This is a genomic window from Bradyrhizobium sp. P5_C11_2, assembly GCF_054049755.1.
In genome coordinates this window covers 1-20,939 of record NZ_JBFULT010000031.1, presented here as the reverse complement: position 1 = coordinate 20,939, position 20,939 = coordinate 1, and the positions used below count along the sequence as shown (strand labels likewise).

Sequence of the window (20,939 nt, the reverse complement as noted above, 5' to 3'; positions counted from 1 at the left end):
TGCGCGTTTTGCGGACGCTGACAAGTATTGACATTAGATGCCCGCCTGCCGAGGGCGTTTCGACGCATGTGAACTGGACCATTGACAGGCGCTGGTTCAATTCGTCAGCGCTACATGCGTCGATTGTGGCATGTCCGCCTCAGGCCAGGATCTGGGCTCCGGGCATCGCGCCGCCGTCAAGGCGCTGCCATTCCTTCGCGAGATAATCGTCGATCGCATCGCGCGGCATGGGCTTTGCGAAATAATAGCCCTGGATGAAGTCGCAGCCGAGCCGGCGCAGGCTGTCCAGCTGGGCGCGGGTCTCGACGCCCTCGACAACGCAGGCGATTTCCATGTCGTCGCACAGGCCGGTGAGCGACTTGATGATCTTGTGGCTGACCGGATTGTCGTTGATGTCGGCGACGAAGCTGCGGTCGACCTTGATCTTGTCGAGCGGCAGGCGGTGCACGTGGCTCAGCGACGAATAGCCGGTGCCGAAATCGTCGAGCGAAATGCCGCAACCCATCGCCTTCAGCGCGGCGATCGATTGCTGCGCGCGCACGAAGTCGAAGGTGACGGCGGTCTCGGTGATCTCGAAATCGATCCGGCGCGGCGGCACGCCGCTTCTCTCGATGATGGTGATCAGCGGCAGAATCCCCTCGGCCGAACAGATGTCGTGGGCGGAGAGGTTGAACGACACGTGGATTTCATCGGGCCAGCTCTTCGCGGCTGCGAGCGCGCGAACCAGGAGCGCCTGCGTCAGGGGACGGATCAGGCCGATGCGTTCGGCTGCGGGAATGAAGTCGGCCGGCGAGACCTGGCCGAGGCGGGGGCTGTRCCAGCGCGACAGCACCTCGAAGCCCGCGGTGTGCTCGCTCATGGCATCCACGATCGGCTGGAATACCAGCTCCATCTCGGTGTCGAAATCGGATGTGCGCAGCAGGTTCTCGATGACGCCGCGGCTGCGGATCTCGGCCTCGAGCTCGCTCGAGAAGATCACGGTGCGGCCGCGCAGATGGCGCTTGGCGTGATAGAGCGAATAGTCGGCGCATTCATAGAGCGCCTCCGACGTCGTCGCGGAGTGCGGAAACAGGGCAAAGCCGATCGAGCAGGATAATCCGGTATGCGCGGTATCGAGCTGGTAGGGCAGCTTGACCCGATCGCCGATGCGTTCGCCAAGCCGCGCCAGATCGGCCTCCTCGGGGTCGCCGCACACCACGAGGCCGAACTCGTCGCCGCCGAGCCGGGCGAATTCGACCCGCTGCGGGCCAAAGCCCTCGCAAACCTCGCGGATGCGCCRGCCCGCCTCGATCAGGACGCGGTCTCCGACCGAGTGGCCGTAATTGTCGTTGATCGGCTTGAAGCCGTCGAGGTCGATGATCCCGACCGCGAGGCGAACATTTCTGCGTTCGGCGTCGCCGAAGGCGCTCGCAAGCTCCGCRAAGAAGCGGCGGCGGTTCGGCAGCTCGGTGAGGGAATCGAGATTGGCGAGACGGAAATTTTCGTCCGAGAGGGCTTGCGTCGCCGCCTGCTGTGCGAGCAGCGACTTGCGGCTGGCGACGAGGTCGGCGAAGTCGCGATAATAGATCACCAGCACCGTCACCATCGCGCCCGAGACCAGGAGGTTGTTGACCGCGATCGCCTTCAGGGTCGGCTCACCCGTGGCGAAGAAGAACAGCACATAGGGCACGTCGACGACCAGCGTCACGATCAGCGCCGCCGACCGCAGATGCATCAGCGAGAAGATGCAGCCGATCACGGTCACGGCCATGTAGAAGGCGACCTGGCTCTTGGCGAAGGGATCGCCGTAAGGATAGAGCGCGAAGGACCAGGCGGTGAAGCCGGCGCCGATCGGCAGCGTCATCCAGTTGGTCGCGCGCAGATTGCGCAGGATGTCGGCGTCGCTGCGCACGAGATGGCGCTGGCGCAGCCACCAGACGGTGCGGAGCGCTGCAAGCACGGTCAGCACGCTCGGCACGATCATCGTCAGCCAGTCCGGCGCCACGTTCACATAGGTATAGGCGACCGCGATCGTGTTGCTGATCAGGATGAAGTAGAGCAGCGGGATCTGCTTGGAGAAGGCTTCGAACTGCGCGCGCGTCAGGTCCGGGTTGTCGGCCGGCACGCGAAACAGCCGCATGGCGGCGGCGAGGTGAGTCTTCAAATCGACGACAGGCATTGCAATACGCGCCCCGGATTCCTTCAAAACGGGGGGATATTTGCACGGCGGGGGTAAAGGGCGCGTTAGGCGGGTTCCGCGGCAAGAGCCCGCGCAGGTTGCGCGCTGCCGCGGAATTTTACGGCCGCGCGCATTGGTGAGGCCGCGTTAAGGATATGCGGCGGCAGAGACATGCATCGTCCCCGATAACCGCAGCTACGTTCTGCTAACCATGTGCAATCGCGACGGCGCGGTCGAGCGTATTGCCGCGCGCTCGGCCGGCGCATTTGATTCACCTCTCCTCGCCGCGGAGAGGTGAAGAGAGGCGTATGACAGCCGCTATTTCTTCTCGAGCGCGGCCGTCTGCTTGGCGAGCTGCTTGTCGAACTCCTCCGACAGGCCGGTCGCGTAGGTCGCGAGCTCGCCCGGCTTGACGAACGGGTTCGGCGCGCCGTCCTTCATCTCGGCGCGCTTGGCCTGCATGCCATAGACTTCGGGATGCGGTCCAAGCAGCACGTCGATCTTCATCGCCTTTACCTTGGCATAAATCGCGCGGTAGTCGTCGACGATGCCGGCGTGGGTCGGTTGACCGACCAGCCGGTTCAACGCGACCGTGCCGCTGCAGAAGAACAGCACCTCGCGGTCCTGGTTACCGTCCTTGACGGTCATTTCCCAACTCGTGCAGCCCGGCGAGTGGCCGGGCGTTGAATGCGCCGTCAGTGTGGTGTCGCCGAGCGTGACCTTGTCGCCCTCCTTGACGGCACGGTCGACCTTGACGGCGGGGAAGACGAGGTCCTCGTTCTTTTCGTCGCCGGGATAGTAGCCACCTTCGAGCAGCGGCTTGTCGCGCTCGCCGGCCACGAGCTGCGCGCCGGTCTCCTTCTTGATCTCGGCGAAGCCGCCGGTGTGGTCGAAATGCGCGTGGGTGTTGAGAATGTACTTGATGTCGGCGACCTTGAGACCGAGCTTTGCGATGTTGTCCTTGATCATGCCGGTCGACTCCGGAAGCGCCGTATCCATCAGGATCAGGCCTTGCGAGGTCTTGATCACGTAGACGGCGATGCCGTCGGTGCCGACATAATAGATGTTGCCGATGAGCTGGAACGGCTCGAACGGCGTGGTCCATTTCTTGGTGACTGCCGTCAGGAAATCCTTGACGGTCTGTGCCTGCACGCCGGTTGCCGACAGCGCCAATGCGCACAGTGCGGCCGTGAACGCTCTCATGATCTGCCTCCCGTATTGTTCTTGTTGGTTCTTGTTCGTTCTTGTTGTTTCGATCGGACGCAGCCTGGGTGCCTTCCCGACGGGCCGCAAGCTACGTCGTGACCGGCCTGTCGGCAACGGTTTCATGTCCGGAATATTTCACGTCCCGTGCGGGAATAACGGTTCGCGGCCGGTTTAAGTATGGCGGCCATCGCGGCAACGCGGGCCGCCCGGGTTTGACCGCTTGCCGGTCACCCGGCATACTTCGCCTTCAAGACGAGCCAACAAGACTCGTCGGCACCGGGAGCTGAAATGATCAGGATCTTGCCCGTCCTCGCGGTGACGCTGATTTCCGCTGCCTCCTTCACGTCAGTCGCCATGTCGCAGCCGGCCTGCGTGACCCAGGACATGGCCGYGCCGTCCGGTGCCAACACCACCGACAAGGCGGCGCCCTTCTTCATCGATACGACGGGCCTTGACTTCAAGACAGCGCCGCCGACGCGCGATCCGTCGAACCCCAATTATCCGCGCGCGACCGAGTTGCCTGACGGAACGCTGCCGCCGCCTGGCGCCGAGGRCAATTTCATCATCGGCCCGACCCACAATCCGGCGCCGGAGACGATCGCGAAAGAGGGCGTGCCGCGCGGTACGACGAAGTCGTTCACGCTGACCTCGAAGGACAGCACGATCTACAATCCCGGCCTGATCCGCGACGATGTCGCCGGTTGTACCAATTCCTCGATCATGACGACCGTCACCGCGCCGGACGACAAATCGCACATGATCGTCACCACGAGCCATCCCGGCATCTGGTCGCGCACGATCGACGTCTACGTGCCGGCGCAATATGTCCGCGGCACCGAGGCGCCGTTCATCGTGGTCGGCGACGGCGGCTCCAACGCCTACAAGGATCTCGCCACCACCCTCGACAATCTGATCGTGCAGCGCCGCGTGCCGCCGATGATCGCGATCCAGATCGGCAATGGCGGCCAGGATGCGCAGGGCAGCCAGCGCGGGCGCGAATATGATGCGGTGTCAGGTGTGTACGCGCAGTTCGTCGAGCGCGAGGTGCTGCCGCTGGTCGAGAAGAACGCCGACGTCAAGCTCACCAAAAATCCCGACGGGCGCGCGACCATGGGGCTGAGCTCGAGCGGTGCTGCAGCCTTCACCATGGCGTGGTTCTATCCCGACCTCTATCACCGCGTGCTGGCGTTCTCGCCGACGATGGTCAACCAGCAATGGCCGCATGATCCGTCTCTGCGCGGCGGCGCCTGGGAATATCACAGCGCATGGACGGGGCCGGCCGGTCCCAATCTCATCTCCAAGGCCGGCGTGCTCACGCCGGCTGAGCCGCCCGGGGTGCCGCTGATCGTTGCCGCGCCGACCAAGCCGATCCGCTTCTGGTTCTTCGGTGGCGACTAGGACCTGTTCTATCCCAATCCCACCATTCCCGACGGGATGCACGACTGGACGTTGTCGAACGCGCTGATGGCGAAGGTGCTGGCGGAGAAGGGCTACCACTACCAGTTCCTGTTCGTGCGCAACGCCAAGCACGTCGATCGGCCGACGATCGCGCAAACCCTGCCGGCGGCGCTGGAATGGGTCTGGAAAGGCTATCCGATTCCCTGAGCCAAAGTGCCTGGGATGCCTAGCGCCCGATCGTCACGCCCGCGGTGGAGCGCATGGCGTCCCTCAGGCTTCTTGCGTTCATGTCGTCGAGGACCTGCCGCGTCAGCACGGTGGTCTGGCCGGGCGTGTTGAGGACGGTCTCGCCGCGGGAGGACGAGAGCCGGTCGGCCTTGTAGGGCGCGACCGGATCGGTGGCGGGCGCGTGGTGCGCCCGCTTGCCGGAAGCGGCAAAGGCTCCATGCGAGACGCAGAGTGCGGCGATCACGATCAGTCGCAACAATTTTGCGGGCATGCGATCTCCCCTATTTGGGATATCAGCCTAGCATATGGCGAGCGTGGCCGCGGTGGAAAAGGATCAGGCGAGAGCGGCCTGGCGTTCCCGCACGGGTTCGCGGACCCGGTCGGGTTTCCCGGGCTCGGCGAGCCGGGTGAAGCTGCGCTGGCTCGCATGCGCGGGCGCTTCGACGATGACGCCCTCGCACACGATCTGCCCGCCGAGCATCTTGAATTCGAGCTTGTCGTAGCGCGGCATGGTCTCGCCGGGCTCGGGCGGCAGCAGCTCGACACGTCCCTGGATGTTGAGCGTGGCGTCGCCGGTGCCATGAAGCCGCGGATTCCACATCCTGATCCCGGTTTCCGCCCAGCGCCGCCGGATCAGCGTGGTGCGGTCGACGGGTTCCGCGGCTCTGGCAGGGGCCTTCGGTGCGCTGCGGGTCTCCGGTGAGGGGGTCTCCGGTGAGGGGGTCTCGAGGACCGGTTCCGGCGCGACATGCGTGACGACGCTCGCTGTGTCGGCAGAGGAACCCTCCGCGGCGATGGCTGCGATCGGGGCAGGATCGTTGGCCGGGACCGGCTCGATCTCCATTGCGACGACAGCGAAGGGAGCGGCGTCGATGCTGTTCTCGGAGACCTCCGCCGCCGAGACTTCGCTGTCCGCAAGCGCGACACACGAATCCTCCACGACAGCCGGCTCAACATCAGCGACGTCGAAGGAGGTATCGTCGTTGACGGCGAGAACAGGGACATCAATCGGAGGGATCTCGATGTCTATGGACGAGACCAGCGCCTCCTCTACGACGACAAGCTCGACCTCGGTCGAGAGGTCGGCAGTTGCATCGCTGCTGATGACAGGCTCGGGCGCGTTGGCCTGCTGGCTCTCGGCCTCGACAGGCGACAGCCGCGCCTCTGCAACGATGACGGGTTCGACGTTCGCCGGGGGTTCCGCAGACGGGGCGCTGCTGACGAGCTCGGGAGCATCGACCGGCTCGCTCTCGACAAACGGCACCGATGTCTCTTCTACGACGACGGGTGCGACGTTGGTCTGGAGCTCTGCAGGCGGATCGCTGCTGACGAGCTCATGAGCATCGACGGCCTCGCTCTCCACCTCGACTGACGAGACCGAAACCTCTTGGACGACGACCGACTCGACCTCTGTCGGCGTTTCCGGGGATGAATCGTCGGTGACGCTGATATCCGTCGGCGCTGCGGACGAGCTCTCCGGGATGACCGAGATAGCGGTGCCATCCCCGGCGGCCGGAGTCGCAACGGCGGTCTCGGTGTCACCGCACAGCGGGTTAGTGCTGCTGCTGTCGGGAGCCGGAACATCTTCTGCGATGTCGGCAACGATTGCCGGCGAGTCGCTTGCCGCGATCGGTGCGACGTCGATGCTGCCGCGGTGCGGCAAGGGCCTAAGCCGGGTGAACGCCCATTTCACCGCAGGAATGCGGCGCAGCAACGATATCAGTCTCGAAAGCACAGGGAGTTGTCCAAGAGGTACTCGGCGTGAGGCAATCGCTGATTCGCCAGCAATGCAAAAACTGCCCCGGCCGTCACATCGATGTCAATGTAGGTGGGACCAATTGCAGAACATCCGTGCGTCCACCGCGCGGGAAACGCGACTGCCGTGTCGCGCTTTCGGGCGATCCACGATTGCAACGCCGACCGTGTTGCATCCTTCATTCGAAATGCATCGATGCGAGCGTATGCGTGACAAACCGTCTCGCCGTTATGCGGTACCGCCCCGACCGCTGATCCTGAGCCGAACGTGGGGCTTCCCAGCGTCGTCCTCCCTGGCGTAATTTGAAACGTCTGGAGAGTGAGGACAACGCATGAGGAAGCTTGCCGCCATCGCAGCGGTTCTGGTCTGGTCGACGTGCGCTTACGCGCAGGATCGCACCATCACCGTCGCCTCGACGACGTCGACCGAACAGTCGGGCTTGTTCGGCTACCTGCTGCCCCTGTTCTCGAAAGCCGAGGGCGTCAATGTGAAGGTCGTTGCCGTCGGCACCGGCCAGGCGCTGGACATCGGGCGGCGGGGCGATGCCGACGTGGTGTTCGTCCATGACAGGCCCGCAGAAGACAGGTTCATGTCGGAAGGGCAGGGCGTGAAGCGTTTCGACGTCATGTACAACGACTTCATCATCGTCGGGCCGAAGAGCGATCCGGCGCAGATTGCCGGTGGCAAGGACGTCGCTGATGCGCTGCGCAAGATCGCGGCGGCGAAGGCGCCGTTCATCTCGCGCGGCGACAAGTCCGGCACGCACGCGGCCGAGCTCAGGCTGTGGAAGGAGGCGGGTGTCGACCTCAGTGCCGGCAAGGACAGCTGGTATCGCGAGATCGGTCAGGGCATGGGGCCGGCGCTGAACATGGCCTCATCCTCGAACGCCTATCTGCTGTCGGATCGCGGCACCTGGCTGTCGTTCAAGAACCGCGGCGAGCTCGCCGTCCTGACCGAGGGCGACAAGCGGCTCTTCAACCAGTACGGCGTCATGCTGGTGAATCCGGCAAAGCATCCCGACGTGAAGGCACAGGACGGACAGGCCTTCATCGACTGGCTGGTCTCGCCGAAGGGGCAGGACGCGATCGCCGGCTACAAGGTCGGCGGCGAGCAGCTATTTTTCCCCAACGCGTCCCACTAGCAGGAAGGCGACGGTCGATACCGCCACGCTGAGCGCGAGCAGGATCAGCCCGAGCCCGAGCGCCAGCGGCAGGTCGCCCTTGCTGGTCTCCAGGGCGATGGCGGTCGTCATCGTGCGCGTGAAGCCGCGGATGTTGCCGCCGACGATGATGATGGCGCCCACCTCCGCGATCGCGCGCCCGAAGGCCGCCAGAAAAGCCGTCATCAGCGAGGTCCGGCCGAGCGCAAGCAGGAGTGCCATGCTGCGCAGCACCGACAGCCCGTCGATCCGCGCCAGATCGCCATATTCCGCCCACAGCAGGCTCGCCGGCCTGTGCACCAGTGCGACCACGATCGGCGTGGCGAGCAGCGTCTGCGCGATCACCATCCCGGTTGGCGTGAACAGCAGGCCGGCTGCTCCGAGCGGGCCCGACCGCGACAGCAGCAGATAGAGGCCAAGCCCGACCACGACCGGCGGAAGGCCGAGCAGCGCGTTGGTCAGCACGATGATGACCTGCCGTCCACCGAAGCGGGCGATCGCCAGAAAGGCCCCGAAGGGTGCGCCGATCAGCACCGCGAGGATGCTGGCGGTCAGGCTGACGCGCAACGACAATGCGACGATGCCGAGGAGCTCGGCATCGGCCTCGCCGATGAGCGAGAAGGCGGCGGCGACGGAGCGCGCGAAGTCGTTCATTCGGCCTGACGCTTCGGCGTCCGGCAAAGTGCCTCTGGATCGTCGATATCGACGCTACGCAATCGCTTCACGGGCTGGTCTCTGTGAGTCTTGTTGACGTCTACAGAATACCCGGGAGAGACGATTTGGAAACGCGTTTCATTCGGAAAATGGATGTGTGTGCGCCTGATGCCGGCTCCCGGGACGTAGATCCTAGGGCCGCTTGGCCTGTCAATCGGGGATCCGGTGCAATCTGCCCCGAACCTCCATCTCAAAGCTCAGCGCTTGACGTTMGCCGAGGCCGCGACCGTGGGGGCTGCCCCAAAGCTCAGTTGCCAGTACCGTTCGATCTGATCAACCAAGGCGGGCGGCAGCGGAACGTAATTGAGCGTTTCAGCCTGCGGCTTGCCGTTCTCCAGCGACCAGCGCACAAAGTCGATGGCGGCTGCCGACCGTTCCGGCGATTTCGGGGTCTTCGGCATCAGCACGAATGTCGTGGCGGTGATGGGGTAGGCGTCTTCACCCGGCGCGTTGGTGAGCACGAGATGGAAATCCTTCTCCGCCTTCCAGTCCGCGCTCGAGGCCGCCGCCTGGAACGATGCGGCGTCGGGGACGACGAAATTGCCGGCACCGTTCTGCACGATTCCGAAGGAAATCCTGTCGAGCCGTTGCAGCGCGTAGGTGTATTCGAGGTAACCGATCGAGCCGGGAACGAGACTGACGAGCGAGGCGACGCCGTCATTGCCCTTTCCTCCCAACCCGACTGGCCACTCGACCGAGGTGCCTTCGCCCACGGTCGTCTTCCATTGTGGGCTGATCTTCGAGAGGTAGTTCGACCAGTTGAACGTCGTTCCCGATCCGTCGACGCGATGAACCACCGTGATCGCCGCGCTCGGGAGTCTGATGTCGGGGTTGATCGCCCGTATCGCCGGATCGTTCCAGGATTTGAGCTTGCCGAGATAGATGTCCGCGAGCACCTGCCCGGTGAAGCGAATCTGGCCGGGCTTGACACCATCGATGTTGACCACGGGCACGACACCCCCGATCACGATCGGGAATTGCATCATGCCGAGCCTGTCCAACTCCTTGGGATCGAGCGGCATGTCGCTCGCGCCGAAATCGACGGCTTCCTTCTTGATCAAGCCGACGCCAATGCTCGAGCCGACCGCCTGGTAGCTGACGGTGTTGCCTGTCTTCGCCTTGTAGGCGTCGATCCATTTCGCCATCACGGGCGAAACGAAGGTTGAGCCTGCGCCCTTGGTCTCGGCAGCCGGACTTTGCGTGGCGATCACGAGGGCGGTGAGGATGATCGGTAGTCCGAGATGTTTCATCATGCCCCGACGCTAGCAGGCCGGGCGCGAAGCTGGTGTGGCCTATGTCACAAAAATGTCGTGGAACGTTTTGCTGCCACTTTACCGAAATTCGTTTTTGCTGAAGGGCCGCTGCGCAGCGGGCCGGGATGGTCCCAAGCCTGCGTCCGGCCTGTCCGCGCCGTCGGCTCTATCCAGAGGCGGGATACGGCGCAAAACTTGAGTAAGCGGTGCGCAAGAGCCTAAATCGTGCCCTTTCGCGACGGAAGGCCGGCTTTATTCCCGCCATGGATGCTTTAAGGAAGGGGCAGGATCAGGTCGCACCCGCCCGGCGGCGGTGCTAGAGCCTGATGCAGGAACAAGAGGCGGGGGCCAGCGCTGGCACGCCCCGCAGGATGAGAAGGATGTAAGCAATGATCAATACCGTTGGCATCATCGGGGCAGGGACCATGGGGAACGGCATCGCGCAGATTTGCGCTGCGGCCGGCCTTTCGGTCGTGATGGTCGACATTTCCGATGCGGCGGTGAACCGCGGATTGTCGACCGTGGGCGGCAGCCTCGAGCGCCTGGTCAAGAAGGAGAAGATGTCGGCGGCGGATCGCGAGGCGGCGCTGAAGCGCATCACCGGCACGACCGACCGCGCCAAGCTCGCCGATTGCGATCTGGTGATCGAGGCCGCGACCGAGAACGAAGAGCTCAAGGTCAAGATCCTGAAGGATCTCTGCGCGACGCTGTCGCCGCGCACGCTGCTCGCGACCAACACCTCGTCGATCTCGATCACCAAGCTCGCCGCCGCAACCGATCGCCCCGACCGCTTCATCGGCATGCACTTCTTCAACCCGGTGCCGGTGATGGCGCTCTTGGAGCTCATCCGCGGCTTGCAGACCTCCGACGACACCCACGCCAAGGCGCTCGACTTCGCCAAGCGCGTCGGCAAGGTGGCGATCACGGCGAAGAACAGCCCGGGCTTCGCCGTCAACCGCATTCTCTGCCCGATGATCAACGAGGCGATCTTCGCGCTTCAGGAAGGGATCGCGACCGCGGAGGAGATCGATGCCGGCATGAAGCTCGGCTGCAACCATCCGATCGGACCGCTGGCGCTGGCCGATCTGGTCGGGCTCGATACCATGCTGTCGGTGATGGAGGTCTTTTACAAAGGCTTCAACGACCCCAAATACCGTCCGGCTCCCTTGCTCAAGGAAATGGTCGATGCCGGCCATCTCGGCCGCAAGACCGGTCAGGGCTTCTACACCTACGGCGCCTGATTTTGGCGCGGGCGGCGGGCGTTCGGAGCATGATCCGGAAAAGTGCGTAGCGGTTTTCCGACAAGATCATGCTCAAGATATAACGCCCGCCGGCAGTCCCGCAATTTGCGCTGCGGCAAAGACGACGCGCGTGATTGGCCCGACAATGTTGCACGGGCGGCTGCGGGAACAACGGAACGGATAACGAAGGATATGTCGGATCGACTAAAGGCCGAGCGGGAAGCTGCGGCCGCGCGGCGGAACCTGCTGGTCCAGGATGCGATCGAGCGCACCGGGATCACCGAAGAGATGATCGGGGAACTCGTCACTCGCTTCTACGGGCGCGTGCGCGAGGACAAGCTGCTGGGGCCGGTATTCGCGGTCGTGCGGAATTGGGACGAGCACCTCGCCAAGCTCAAGGATTTCTGGTCGTCGGTCGTGCTGATGACCGGCCGCTATCACGGTTCACCGATGCGGGCGCATCTGCCCCTGAGCCTGGTCGGCGATCATTTCGACCGCTGGCTCGACCTGTTCGAGCAGACCGCGCGTGAAGCCTGTCCACCCGCAGCGGCCGCGCTCTTCATCGACAAGGCACGGCGCATCGCCGACAGCTTTGAGATGGCATCGGCGACTGTTGCCGGGCGTATCGCTTCGCCCCGGCACGTGCTCCGCTCCTAGAATACAAAATACCTGCCTGAGAAACGTACAACCGAATTGATGTTCGTTGACATCGCGGCGCACGTTGGCGCGTTGCACCAATTCCGAGAGCATCGGTCTGATCTGCAAAATCATCATGCCTATCGCGCGGTGTGACGTTGCAATCGAAAATATGCGCGTGAATGCGCTTGTTTGCATTCAATCAGCGCGAGCAAAGCCATATTGATGCACTGCGGCGCAAAATCTCCGCCTTCTTTTCGGCAGAGTTCCAGCGCCTGCTCGCGCACATGTCGAGTGCATCTTTCAACGCAACCTCTTCATCCTCCGACGACACTGCGCAGCCCGAAGCCGACGCGCGCCCGGAGCAAACGCGGCGCGCGCTCCTGATGGGCGCGCTCGTCACCACGACGTGCCTCGCCTGTTCCACGCAGTTGCGCGCGGGCGAGGATCCGCCTGGTTCCGACGAGCGGCCGCAGAAGGGCGATCTGCTCGTCTTCTCCGAAGGCGACCAGGAGGGAAAGCTCATCACCGCGGCCGATCTGCCGGCCGGCGGACCACCGGTCCATGCCTGGCCGAAGGATCCCACGACATCGGTGGTGCGCAGCGCCTCCCGCCTCAACGAGATCCTGATCATCCGGCTCGATCCCGCCGAGCTCGACGAGAAGACGCGCGCGCGCGCCATCGACGGCATCATCGCCTATTCGGCGATCTGTTCCCATGCCGGCTGTCCCGTCACCGCCTGGGTCAAGAGCGATGTCGGTGACAAGGAGGTGTTCAAATGCATGTGCCACAACTCCGAATACGATCCCCGCGCGGGCGCGCAGGTGGTGTTCGGGCCGGCACCGCGGCGGCTCGCCGCGCTGCCGCTGACGCTCGCTGACGGCTCGCTCAGCGTCGCCGGCAACTTCGTCGGAAAGGTAGGTGGCGCGCAGCCAGGATGATGGACGGTGCGGGTTGTGCCCGCGTCACGAGAGGCCGCATCCGCCGATGGGCGGACGACGGAACGAACGACAAGAATTCAACACAAGAATTCAAGCGGATGAAAAAGGGGAACGTCCATGAAAACGTCCATGACCAGGAAGCAATGGTTACTGTCTGGCTTCGTCGCCTTCACCTGCCTCGCCTCCACCGCCGCCGTCGCGGGCCCGATCGAGAACTACTCTCCGGTCACCGCGCAGCGCCTGGAAAATCCTGAACCCGCCAACTGGATGCTCTATCGGCGCACCTATGACGGGCAGGGTTACAGCCCGCTCGACCAGATCAACATCTCGAACGTGAAAAATCTCACGCCGGTATGGACCTTTGCCACCGGCGTGGTCGAAGGCCACGAGGCGCCGCCGATCATCAACAACGGCGTGATGTTCGTGGCGACCCCGATGGGCCAGGTGATCGCGCTGAACGCCAAGACCGGCGACGAGTACTGGCGTTACAAGCGGCAGCTCCCCGATGATCTCTTCCAGCTGCACCCGACCAGCCGCGGCGTCGGCCTCTGGGAGGACAAGCTCTATCTCGCCACTACTGACGACCATGTCGTCGCGCTCGACGCCAAGACCGGCAAGGTGGTGTGGGACACCAAGGTCCAGGACTACAAGAAGGGCCAGTACATGACCCTGATGCCGCTGATCGTCGACGGCAAGGTCATCGTCGGCGGCTCCGGCGGCGAGTTCGGCGTGCGCGGCTATGTCGCCGCCTATGACGCCAAGGACGGCAAGGAATTRTGGCGGACCTACACCATTCCCGGCGAAGGCGAGCCCGGTCATGACACCTGGCAGGGCGACGACTGGAAGAACGGCGGCGGCTCGGCCTGGATGACCGGCAATTACGACAAGGAGACCAAGACGATCTACTGGGGCGTCGGCAACGCGGCGCCGTGGCCGGGCGAGACCCATCCCGGTGACAATCTCTACACCTCGTCGGTGCTTGCGCTCGACCCCAACACCGGCAAGATCAAGACCTATCACCAGTATCACCAGAACGATTCCTGGGACTGGGACGAGGTCGAAGCGCCGATGCTGATCGACCTGCAACGCGATGGCCGCAACATCAAGAGCCTGGTCCATCCGGGCCGCGACGCGATCTTCTGGGTGCTCGAGCGCACGCCGACCAAGATCAACTACGTGGCAGGCTGGCCGTTCGTCTCCACCGACGTCTGGAAGGGCATCGATGCCGAAACCGGCAAGCCGATCGTCGATCCCGCGCACAAGCCGGTGATTGGCAAGCGCGTCGAGTTCTGTCCCTCTCTATGGGGCGGCAAGGACTGGCCGTCGGCGGCCTACAGCCAGAGGACCGGCCTGGTCTACGTGCCCGCCAACGAGAACTTCTGCGGCGGCTTCACCGGCGAGAAGGTCGCGCTCAAGCCGGGCGAGCTCTGGCTCGGTACCAAGCCGGAAGATATTGGGCTGAAGACAAAGCCGGGCGCGGATCATTTTGGCGAGCTGCAGGCCTGGGATCCCGTCACCGGCAAGAAGGTGTGGCAGCACAACTTCCCGAAGTCGCAGCTGTTCGGCTCGGTGACGGCGACGGCGGGCGATCTCATCTTTGCCGGCGGCACCAACGACCGCAACTTCCGCGCCTTCAACGCCAAGACCGGCGAGCTGTTGTGGGAGCAGAAGACCAACTCCGGCATCATGGGCATGCCGGTGTCCTATGAGATCGACGGCACGCAATACATCGCGATCCAGTCGGGGTGGGGCGTGGACGCGCAACGTATCCAGGATGCGCTGGTGACCAACAACATCGGCATCGAGGCCAATGTTCCGCAGGGCGGCGTCGTCTGGGTGTTCGCGCTGAAGAAATAGGCTCCGCGGGCGGATCGAAAGAAGCGGAGCAGCAGGGGGGTGGCGAATGCGGCGGACGGAAACGTCCGTCGCATTTTGCGTGTGGCTTGTGGCACGGCCGACGCCCGTGCCACGAACTCGTCATGCCCGGGCAGAAGCGCGTCTTCGCGTTAGATGTCCCGGGCATCCACGTTCTTCTTGCTGCGGGAAAGCTCGTGGATGGCCGGGACCAGCCCGGCCATGACGTGCGGAAGCACTCGTGCGCCAAACCGCCAGGTCGCTACTTCCCCTGGCGATCCACCTTGTCCTTTTCCTTCTGGTTCATCTCCCGAACCTTCGGATCGGTGCTGCTCTGCCCGGTGGTCTGGGTGGTCGAGGCGGGCGGGGCATTGGCGTTGGGCAGTGAGTTCTGGTCCGGCGCGGTGGGGCGGGTGGCCGTGGTCGGCGGCGTCGTGTTGCTCTGGGCGAAGGCGCCGCCAGCGGTCAAAAGAAAGGCGCCCGACAGCAACGAGACTGCGAGCGCCTTCGTGATGTTGATCATCGATCTGCTCCTGTCAGATCGATGCAAACGGCGCAAGGCCGCCTGATGTTCCTAAGCGCGATAGACTTCTATCGCGCGCCTTCTTGTTTGAGCACGATCTCCGCGCAATCGCACTCCATGCGTTCACGCCTCCAATTGCTTGCCGATCGGCAGCGCGCGGATGCGTTTTCCCGTCGCGGCGAAGATCGCGTTCATCAGCGCCGGCGCGAACGGCGGCACGCCGGGCTCGCCGACGCCGCTGKGCGGCGTGTCGGGTCCGGGCGGCACGATGTAGACGTTGGTCACCAGCGGGGATTCGTCCATCCTGAGGACCTGGAAGTCGTCAAAGTTCTTCTGCTCCACCTTGCCGTCCTTGAAGGTGACCTCGCCATACTTGGCGAGGCTCAGCCCCATGATCGCCGCGCCCTCKATCTGCGAGGCGATGCGCTCGGGGTTGACATAGGTGCCGCAGTCGATTGCGGTGTCGACCCGCGGTACCGTCAGCTTGCCCTTGTCGTCGACGGCCACCTCGACGATGGTCGCGATGTAGCTGACGAAGCTGCGATGCACGGCAATGCCGAGGCCGTGGCCCTTGGCGACCGCGCGCCCCCATTCGCCCTTCTCGGCGACCAGCTCGACCACCTTGCGCAGGCGGGCGGTGTCGATCGGGTAGCTGTCATAGGGTTCGCCATAGTTCCAGAGGTCTTTCACCGCCGGCTTGACGATCCGCGGGCTTCCGATCAGCGCTAGCAGCGTCTCCTTCTGGTCGCGGCCGGTCGCATGTGCGATTTCGCCGACCATCGACTGCACCGCGAAGGCGCGCGGGATGTTCGAGACCGAGCGGAACCAGCCGATGCGGGTGAACGCCGAGGCTTCCGGGTTCTCGCAACTGATGTTGGCGATCTCGAACGGCATGTCGACGAGGCCCATGCCGAGCTCGAACGGTGCTTGGTGCTTTGTGCCGGCGGCGAAGGTCGAGGCGATGCTCGGGGCCACGCTGCGGTGACGCCAGGCGATCACCTTGCCGCTCTTGTCGAGGCCCGCCTCGATCCGTTCCACGGAGACCGTGTGCAGGAAGTCGTGGCGGACGTCGTCCTCGCGCGTCCATTGCACCTTCACCGGCGCGCCGAGCTCCTTCGAGAGGAGCGCGGCCTCGAGCGCGAAGTCGCATTTCGACTTGCGGCCGAAACCGCCGCCGAGCAGCGTGACATTGACGGTGACGTTGCCCTCGGGAATGCCGAGCGTCTTGGCGACGTCCTCGCGGGTGCCGCCCGGGCTCTGCACCGGCGCCCAGATCTCGGCCTTGTCGCCCTTGACGTCGGCAACCGCGACCGGCGGCTCCATGCTGACATGGGCGAGATGCGGCAGATAATATTCGCCGACGATCACCTTGTCGGCGCCCTTCAGGGCGGCGTCGACGTCGCCCTCCTTGCGCACGACGAGGCCGGGCTTGCGCGAGGCCTCCTCGAGCTCCTTGCGGTAGGCGACGGAATCGTATTTGCCGTTGGCGCCGTCGTCCCAGACGAGCTTCAGCGCGTCGCGGCCCTTGATCGCAGCACCGGTGTTGCGCGCGATCACCGCGACGCCGCCGAGCGGCTGGAATTTCGACGGCCACGGCCAGCCGCGCACCTGCATCACCTTCTCGACGCCGGGAATCTTCAAGGCCGCGTCCGGATCGAACGAGGCCAGCTTGCCGCCGGTCACCGGCGGGCGCGCGATCACGGCATATTTCATGCCGGGCAGGCGCACGTCGGCTCCGTAGCGCGCCTTGCCGGTGGTGATGTCGTGGAGATCGACGATGCCGATCTGGCCCTTGGTCAGATAGCGGAAGTCCTTGGGGTCCTTCAGCTTGAGGCCTTCGATGCTGGGCACCGATTCCTTGGCGGCATCGGCCGCGAGCTCGCCGAAGCCGAGCTTGCGTCCGCTGGCGCTGTGGACGACCTCGTGATTGACGGCCTTGACCTCGGTCGCAGGGACGCCCCAGCGCTTTGCCGCGGCCTGCTCCAGCATGGTGCGCGCCGAGGCGCCGATCTGGCGCATCGGGATCAGATAGTGCCGCGTGCTGCGCGAGCCGTCGGTGTCCTGGTTGCCGAACTTGGCCTCGTCGCCATGGGCCTGCTGCACCTTCACCCTGGACCAGTCGGCCTCCATCTCCTCGGCCACGATCAGCGGCAGGCTGGTGCGCACACCGGTGCCCATCTCGGCGCGGTGGGCGAGGATGGTGACGGTGCCGTCGGGGGCAACCGCGACGAAGACGCGCGGATCGACCACGACGCCATGCGGCATCTTTCCGGCGCCGGTCTCATAGGCGAAAGCCTGGCGCGACATCACGGGCGCGGCGAGCACGAAGCCGCCGGTGATGCCGAGCCCCTTCAGGATGCTGCGGCGGGAGACCTTCTCGACCCTGACGTTCTTTTCGAAGCCACGGAGCTTGCCGGGATTGTCGATGAAATTCATGTCACACTCCCGTCGATGCGAGATGGACCGCGTTCTCGATGCGCTGGTAGCAGCCGCAGCGGCAGATGTTGCCGGCCATCGCCTCGCGGATCTGGTCATGCGACGGCTTGGGATTGTCCATCAGCAGCGCGGCCGCCTGCATGATCTGGCCGGCCTGGCAGAAGCCGCATTGGGGAACGTTGACCTGACGCCAGGCCTTCTGGACCGGGTGATCGCCGTTCGGGTGCAGCCCCTCGATCGTCGTGACCTCACGCCCGGCGACGTCGTTGATCGACGTGATGCAGGAGCGCACGGCCTCCTTGTCGACGATGACCGTGCAGGCGCCRCAAAGCGCCTGGCCACAGCCGAACTTGGTGCCGGTGAGCCCGGCCTCATCGCGCAGGAACCAGAGTAGCGGGAGATCCGGGTCGCCGTCCCAGCTCTGTTCCTGGCCGTTGATCTTCACCTTGATCATGATCGTCCCTCGCTCTTCATAAGCATGCCGATTCAAAATTCACCGACGCCCGCCGGCGTCATGGTCCGTGCGTCAGGTCGTCCCGCATCTCGCCAGTCGTCCCGCGCGGGCAGGTCCCGGCGGCTGGCGGTGATGCGAATCGCAATGTCCGGATGTGCTCGATACCTCCCGTTTTGTTCTTAATTGATTGAATTTCGCGCGGCATCGTGACCGCGCGACCATATCAGGGATCGGTGCCGCCCGGCGTTCACAGCCGGGTGTTTTCGACGTGAACAGATTGCATCTGTGATTTGTCAAAAGCAGGGCGTGGCAAGACGTCGCGTAGTTTGTGCGACCGCGAAAACAGCCCTGGCGAAAAAAGCTTCGTCCGCCAGACATACTGTGCGGACGAAGCAGGAAGCCCTCAGTCGAGGGAGGGAGAAACGCAGCGGCGCACACTTCAAAGAGGAAGTTGGYGGCACTGCGCAGTCATTCAGAGACCAGGACTGAGGGAGCCGACGGTTCTCGCAAGCCGATCAGAGGCGAGCAGGCGGCATCGTCGCGATCATCCGGGAGCCGCGCCGTCCGGCTCGCTGGCGGTGGTTGCGACCAGCGAGCGGACGGGACGTGGCGAACCTGGCAGCCTTGTTTCAGGCAGCCTTGTTTAGGCAGCCTTGGCCTTCGCCACGTGGGTCGCGATTGCGTCCATCAGTGCTGGCGACAGGCAGTCATAGGGCTCGAGCCCAAGCTCCTTGAACCGAGACCGTATTCCGCCCATCTGCTCCGGCTTCACGCCCGATTCGATCACCGACGAGACGAAGGCGGCGAATTGCGGCGCTGCCGAGCCTTGCTCCTGGAACAGTTCGGCGTGGATGAAGTCGAGGCCGTAGAACGGATGGTTCTTGTTCTCGATGCGGCCATACATGTGCGTGCCGCAACCCGTGCAGGCGTAGCGCTGGATCACCGCGGAAGCGTCGACGATCTGAAGCTTGTCGCCGTTCTCGAGCACGGTGACGTTCTGGCGCGGCACCACGGCCACGACCGAGAAGATCGCGCCCTGCGGTTTCCAGCACTTGGTGCAGCCGCAGGCGTGGTTGTGGGCGACATCGCCCTTGACGCCGACCTTGACCTGATGGTCCTTGCATTTGCAGGCGAGCGTGCCGCCGGCAAAGCTGCCGCTGCCCTGCTTGATGCCGTTATCGATCGAGGGGTGGAGTGCAACAGTCATGGGTCGATCCTCCTTGGGTGTGACGGTTGAGCTAGAACACGACGACTGAACGGATGGATTTGCCCTCGTGCATCAGATCGAAGCCTTTGTTGATGTCTTCGAGCTTGAGCGTGTGGGTGATCATCGGATCGATCTGGATCTTTCCGTTCATGTACCAGTCGACGATCTTCGGGACGTCCGTGCGGCCGCGCGCGCCGCCGAAGGCTGTACCGCGCCAGTTGCGTCCGGTGACGAGCTGGAACGGGCGGGTTGCGATCTCCTTGCCGGATTCGGCAACGCCGATGACGACGGAAGTGCCCCAGCCGCGATGGCAGGCTTCCAGCGCCTGGCGCATCACCGTGGTGTTGCCGGTGCAGTCGAAGGTGTAGTCGGCGCCGCCGTCGGTGAGGTTGACGAGATGCGGGACGATGTCGCCGGTGATCTTCTTGGGATTGACGAAATCGGTCATGCCGAACCGGCGGCCCCATTCCTCCTTGGAGTCGTTGATGTCGACGCCGATGATCTTGTCGGCGCCGGCCATCTTGGCGCCCTGGATGACGTTGAGGCCGATGCCGCCGAGGCCGAACACGACGACGTTGGAGCCCGGCGTGACCTTGGCGGTGTTGACGACGGCGCCGACGCCCGTTGTGACGCCGCAGCCGATGTAGCAGCTCTTGTCGAACGGCGCGTCCTCGCGGATCTTCGCCACCGCGATCTCCGGCAGCACCGTGAAGTTCGAGAAGGTCGAGCAGCCCATGTAGTGGTAGATCGGCTTGCCCTTGTAGGAGAAGCGGCTGGTGCCGTCCGGCATCACGCCCTTGCCCTGGGTCGCGCGGATCGCCGTGCAGAGATTGGTCTTCTGGCTCAGGCAGCTTTTGCACTGCCGACATTCCGGCGTGTAGAGCGGGATGACGTGGTCGCCCGGCTTCACCGAGCTCACGCCGGGGCCGATCTCGCGAATGATGCCGGCACCTTCATGGCCCAGGATCGACGGAAAGATTCCCTCGCTGTCGAAGCCGTCGAGCGTGTAGGCGTCGGTATGGCAGATGCCCGTCGCCTTGATCTCGACCAGGACTTCGCCGGTCTTTGGTCCTTCCAGGTCGACCTCGACGATCTCGAGCGGCTTCTTGGCTTCAAAAGCGACGGCGGCGCGTGTTTTCATCGTAAACTCCTCAAATCCTCATCGGACGCCAGGACGTAGTCTCGGCAATCCGCGTCACGTTCATTACTTGCCCATGCAGGCGTCTTCCGCCTTGGTGTAGGCCTCCGTTTTCTCGTCCTTCTTGGCGGGGCGCTGCCGGCCCCATGCATCGGTGGAGCGGGCGCGCAGATAGACGTACAGATCGTCCATGTAGCAGGCGACGTTCGGGTTGTCGCCGAAGGCCGGCATGACGTTCTCCTGCGCGGTCGAGATATTCTTGCGACCGGAGGCGATCACGCCGAGGAAGTCGCCATAGCTCATGGTCTTGACGGAATCCTTCAGCGCCGGTGCGTAGGTGGATCCCATGCCGTCCGGGCCATGGCAGACGTGACAGTCGGAGTGATAGCGGCGATATCCGGAATAGGTGAACCAGTCCACGGTACCATCGGCCGAAATCTTGTAGGTCGGGTTTCCGTCCTTATCGAGCCACTTTCCGTCATCTTCCTTCTTGACGGCGGTCGGATCGCCCGGACCTTCCGCCTGCGCAAGTCCTCCGGACGTGGCGACGACAATTGCAACGATAACAAGGCCGATTTTACGCAAGAGATTTTCCTCGGGGCGTTCGGTGGAGACGAGCCGGCGCGTGGATCTGATC

The 20,939-nt window shown here is 64.1% G+C and carries 19 protein-coding genes; 7 read left to right on the top strand and 12 right to left on the bottom strand.

The features are described 5' to 3' along the window. Window positions 1-139: 139 nt before the first annotated feature. Together ACXJL8_RS05675 and blaBJP are read right to left on the bottom strand one after the other, a co-directional pair. Window positions 140-2,158, bottom strand: coding sequence for a putative bifunctional diguanylate cyclase/phosphodiesterase (locus ACXJL8_RS05675; RefSeq protein WP_456684737.1), 2,019 nt, complete (start codon window positions 2,156-2,158; stop codon window positions 140-142). A 318-nt stretch (window positions 2,159-2,476) separates the two neighbouring features. Beyond that, window positions 2,477-3,361, bottom strand: a complete 885-nt coding sequence (gene blaBJP / locus ACXJL8_RS05670; RefSeq protein WP_456621059.1) for a BJP family subclass B3 metallo-beta-lactamase — start codon at window positions 3,359-3,361, stop codon at window positions 2,477-2,479. 291 nt (window positions 3,362-3,652) lie between these two features. Between blaBJP and ACXJL8_RS05665 the strand changes: the two genes are divergently transcribed. Further along, on the top strand, window positions 3,653-4,762 hold the full coding sequence (locus tag ACXJL8_RS05665) for an alpha/beta hydrolase-fold protein (protein WP_456684736.1): 1,110 nt from the start codon (window positions 3,653-3,655) through the stop codon (window positions 4,760-4,762). 51 nt (window positions 4,763-4,813) lie between these two features. Beyond that, the gene (locus tag ACXJL8_RS05660) at window positions 4,814-4,969 is read left to right on the top strand and encodes a hypothetical protein (RefSeq protein WP_456621057.1); all 156 of its coding nucleotides are present in this window, start codon (window positions 4,814-4,816) and stop codon (window positions 4,967-4,969) included. Window positions 4,970-4,988: 19 nt separating this feature from the next. On the opposite strand, the gene ACXJL8_RS05655 is transcribed toward ACXJL8_RS05660, so the two are convergent. Together ACXJL8_RS05655 and ACXJL8_RS05650 are read right to left on the bottom strand one after the other, a co-directional pair. Further along, window positions 4,989-5,261 carry a TonB-dependent receptor plug domain-containing protein gene (locus tag ACXJL8_RS05655; RefSeq protein ID WP_456621056.1) on the bottom strand — a complete coding sequence of 91 codons (273 nt, stop codon included), beginning with the start codon at window positions 5,259-5,261 and terminating at the stop codon, window positions 4,989-4,991. A 63-nt stretch (window positions 5,262-5,324) separates the two neighbouring features. Further along, the gene (locus tag ACXJL8_RS05650; RefSeq protein ID WP_456621055.1) at window positions 5,325-6,704 is read right to left on the bottom strand and encodes a hypothetical protein; all 1,380 of its coding nucleotides are present in this window, start codon (window positions 6,702-6,704) and stop codon (window positions 5,325-5,327) included. Between the two features lie 373 nt (window positions 6,705-7,077). On the opposite strand from ACXJL8_RS05650, the gene ACXJL8_RS05645 reads away from it, so the two are divergent. Next, on the top strand, window positions 7,078-7,887 hold the full coding sequence (locus ACXJL8_RS05645) for an extracellular solute-binding protein (RefSeq protein WP_456621054.1): 810 nt from the start codon (window positions 7,078-7,080) through the stop codon (window positions 7,885-7,887). On the opposite strand, the gene ACXJL8_RS05640 is transcribed toward ACXJL8_RS05645, so the two are convergent. Continuing rightward, window positions 7,861-8,559 (bottom strand): ABC transporter permease, encoded by a 699-nt coding sequence (locus ACXJL8_RS05640; protein WP_456621053.1) that lies wholly within the window; start codon window positions 8,557-8,559, stop codon window positions 7,861-7,863. The genes ACXJL8_RS05645 and ACXJL8_RS05640 overlap by 27 nt on opposite strands. 257 nt (window positions 8,560-8,816) lie before the next feature. Beyond that, a complete protein-coding gene (pstS, locus tag ACXJL8_RS05635; protein ID WP_456621052.1) occupies window positions 8,817-9,872 on the bottom strand; it encodes a phosphate ABC transporter substrate-binding protein PstS in 1,056 nt (351 codons plus the stop codon). A 389-nt stretch (window positions 9,873-10,261) separates the two neighbouring features. Between pstS and ACXJL8_RS05630 the strand changes: the two genes are divergently transcribed. The 4 genes from ACXJL8_RS05630 to ACXJL8_RS05615 all read left to right on the top strand — a co-directional run bounded on the left by ACXJL8_RS05630 (window position 10,262) and on the right by ACXJL8_RS05615 (window position 14,547). Then, window positions 10,262-11,113: a 3-hydroxybutyryl-CoA dehydrogenase gene (locus ACXJL8_RS05630; protein WP_028152200.1), complete on the top strand. Its 852-nt coding sequence runs from the start codon at window positions 10,262-10,264 to the stop codon at window positions 11,111-11,113. A gap of 192 nt (window positions 11,114-11,305) precedes the next feature. Further along, window positions 11,306-11,770, top strand: a complete 465-nt coding sequence (locus tag ACXJL8_RS05625) for a group III truncated hemoglobin (protein ID WP_456621051.1) — start codon at window positions 11,306-11,308, stop codon at window positions 11,768-11,770. Window positions 11,771-12,036: 266 nt separating this feature from the next. After that, window positions 12,037-12,690 (top strand): QcrA and Rieske domain-containing protein, encoded by a 654-nt coding sequence (locus tag ACXJL8_RS05620; RefSeq protein WP_456621050.1) that lies wholly within the window; start codon window positions 12,037-12,039, stop codon window positions 12,688-12,690. Window positions 12,691-12,819: 129 nt separating this feature from the next. Then, complete coding sequence (locus ACXJL8_RS05615) at window positions 12,820-14,547, top strand: methanol/ethanol family PQQ-dependent dehydrogenase (protein WP_456621109.1); 1,728 nt, start codon at window positions 12,820-12,822, stop codon at window positions 14,545-14,547. 259 nt (window positions 14,548-14,806) lie between these two features. Here the strand turns inward: ACXJL8_RS05615 and ACXJL8_RS05610 are convergent, their stop codons facing one another. The 6 genes from ACXJL8_RS05610 to ACXJL8_RS05585 form a co-directional block, all read right to left on the bottom strand. Next, window positions 14,807-15,067: a hypothetical protein gene (locus tag ACXJL8_RS05610; protein WP_456621049.1), complete on the bottom strand. Its 261-nt coding sequence runs from the start codon at window positions 15,065-15,067 to the stop codon at window positions 14,807-14,809. 123 nt (window positions 15,068-15,190) lie between these two features. Then, window positions 15,191-17,503 carry a molybdopterin cofactor-binding domain-containing protein gene (locus tag ACXJL8_RS05605; protein ID WP_456684735.1) on the bottom strand — a complete coding sequence of 771 codons (2,313 nt, stop codon included), beginning with the start codon at window positions 17,501-17,503 and terminating at the stop codon, window positions 15,191-15,193. 1 nt (window position 17,504) lies between these two features. Next, window positions 17,505-17,957, bottom strand: a complete 453-nt coding sequence (locus ACXJL8_RS05600) for a (2Fe-2S)-binding protein (RefSeq protein WP_200499076.1) — start codon at window positions 17,955-17,957, stop codon at window positions 17,505-17,507. A 643-nt stretch (window positions 17,958-18,600) separates the two neighbouring features. After that, window positions 18,601-19,164 (bottom strand): S-(hydroxymethyl)glutathione synthase, encoded by a 564-nt coding sequence (gene gfa / locus ACXJL8_RS05595; protein WP_456621047.1) that lies wholly within the window; start codon window positions 19,162-19,164, stop codon window positions 18,601-18,603. A 31-nt stretch (window positions 19,165-19,195) separates the two neighbouring features. Then, on the bottom strand, window positions 19,196-20,305 hold the full coding sequence (locus ACXJL8_RS05590; RefSeq protein WP_456621046.1) for an S-(hydroxymethyl)glutathione dehydrogenase/class III alcohol dehydrogenase: 1,110 nt from the start codon (window positions 20,303-20,305) through the stop codon (window positions 19,196-19,198). Window positions 20,306-20,368: 63 nt separating this feature from the next. After that, the gene (locus ACXJL8_RS05585) at window positions 20,369-20,887 is read right to left on the bottom strand and encodes a c-type cytochrome, methanol metabolism-related (RefSeq protein WP_456621045.1); all 519 of its coding nucleotides are present in this window, start codon (window positions 20,885-20,887) and stop codon (window positions 20,369-20,371) included. Window positions 20,888-20,939 lie beyond the last annotated feature (52 nt).

Excerpts from the sequence above, each read along its gene's own strand:
- ACXJL8_RS05610 (WP_456621049.1), bottom strand. The coding sequence starts at position 15,067 with ATGATCAACATCACGAAGGCGCTCGCAGTCTCGTTGCTGTCGGGCGCC.
- ACXJL8_RS05645 (WP_456621054.1), top strand. The coding sequence starts at position 7,078 with ATGAGGAAGCTTGCCGCCATCGCAGCGGTTCTGGTCTGGTCGACGTGC.
- ACXJL8_RS05640 (WP_456621053.1), bottom strand. The coding sequence starts at position 8,559 with ATGAACGACTTCGCGCGCTCCGTCGCCGCCGCCTTCTCGCTCATCGGC.
- gfa (WP_456621047.1), bottom strand. The coding sequence starts at position 19,164 with ATGACTGTTGCACTCCACCCCTCGATCGATAACGGCATCAAGCAGGGC.
- ACXJL8_RS05620 (WP_456621050.1), top strand. The coding sequence starts at position 12,037 with ATGTCGAGTGCATCTTTCAACGCAACCTCTTCATCCTCCGACGACACT.
- ACXJL8_RS05655 (WP_456621056.1), bottom strand. The coding sequence starts at position 5,261 with ATGCCCGCAAAATTGTTGCGACTGATCGTGATCGCCGCACTCTGCGTC.
- ACXJL8_RS05630 (WP_028152200.1), top strand. The coding sequence starts at position 10,262 with ATGATCAATACCGTTGGCATCATCGGGGCAGGGACCATGGGGAACGGC.
- blaBJP (WP_456621059.1), bottom strand. The coding sequence starts at position 3,361 with ATGAGAGCGTTCACGGCCGCACTGTGCGCATTGGCGCTGTCGGCAACC.
- ACXJL8_RS05590 (WP_456621046.1), bottom strand. The coding sequence starts at position 20,305 with ATGAAAACACGCGCCGCCGTCGCTTTTGAAGCCAAGAAGCCGCTCGAG.
- ACXJL8_RS05625 (WP_456621051.1), top strand. The coding sequence starts at position 11,306 with ATGTCGGATCGACTAAAGGCCGAGCGGGAAGCTGCGGCCGCGCGGCGG.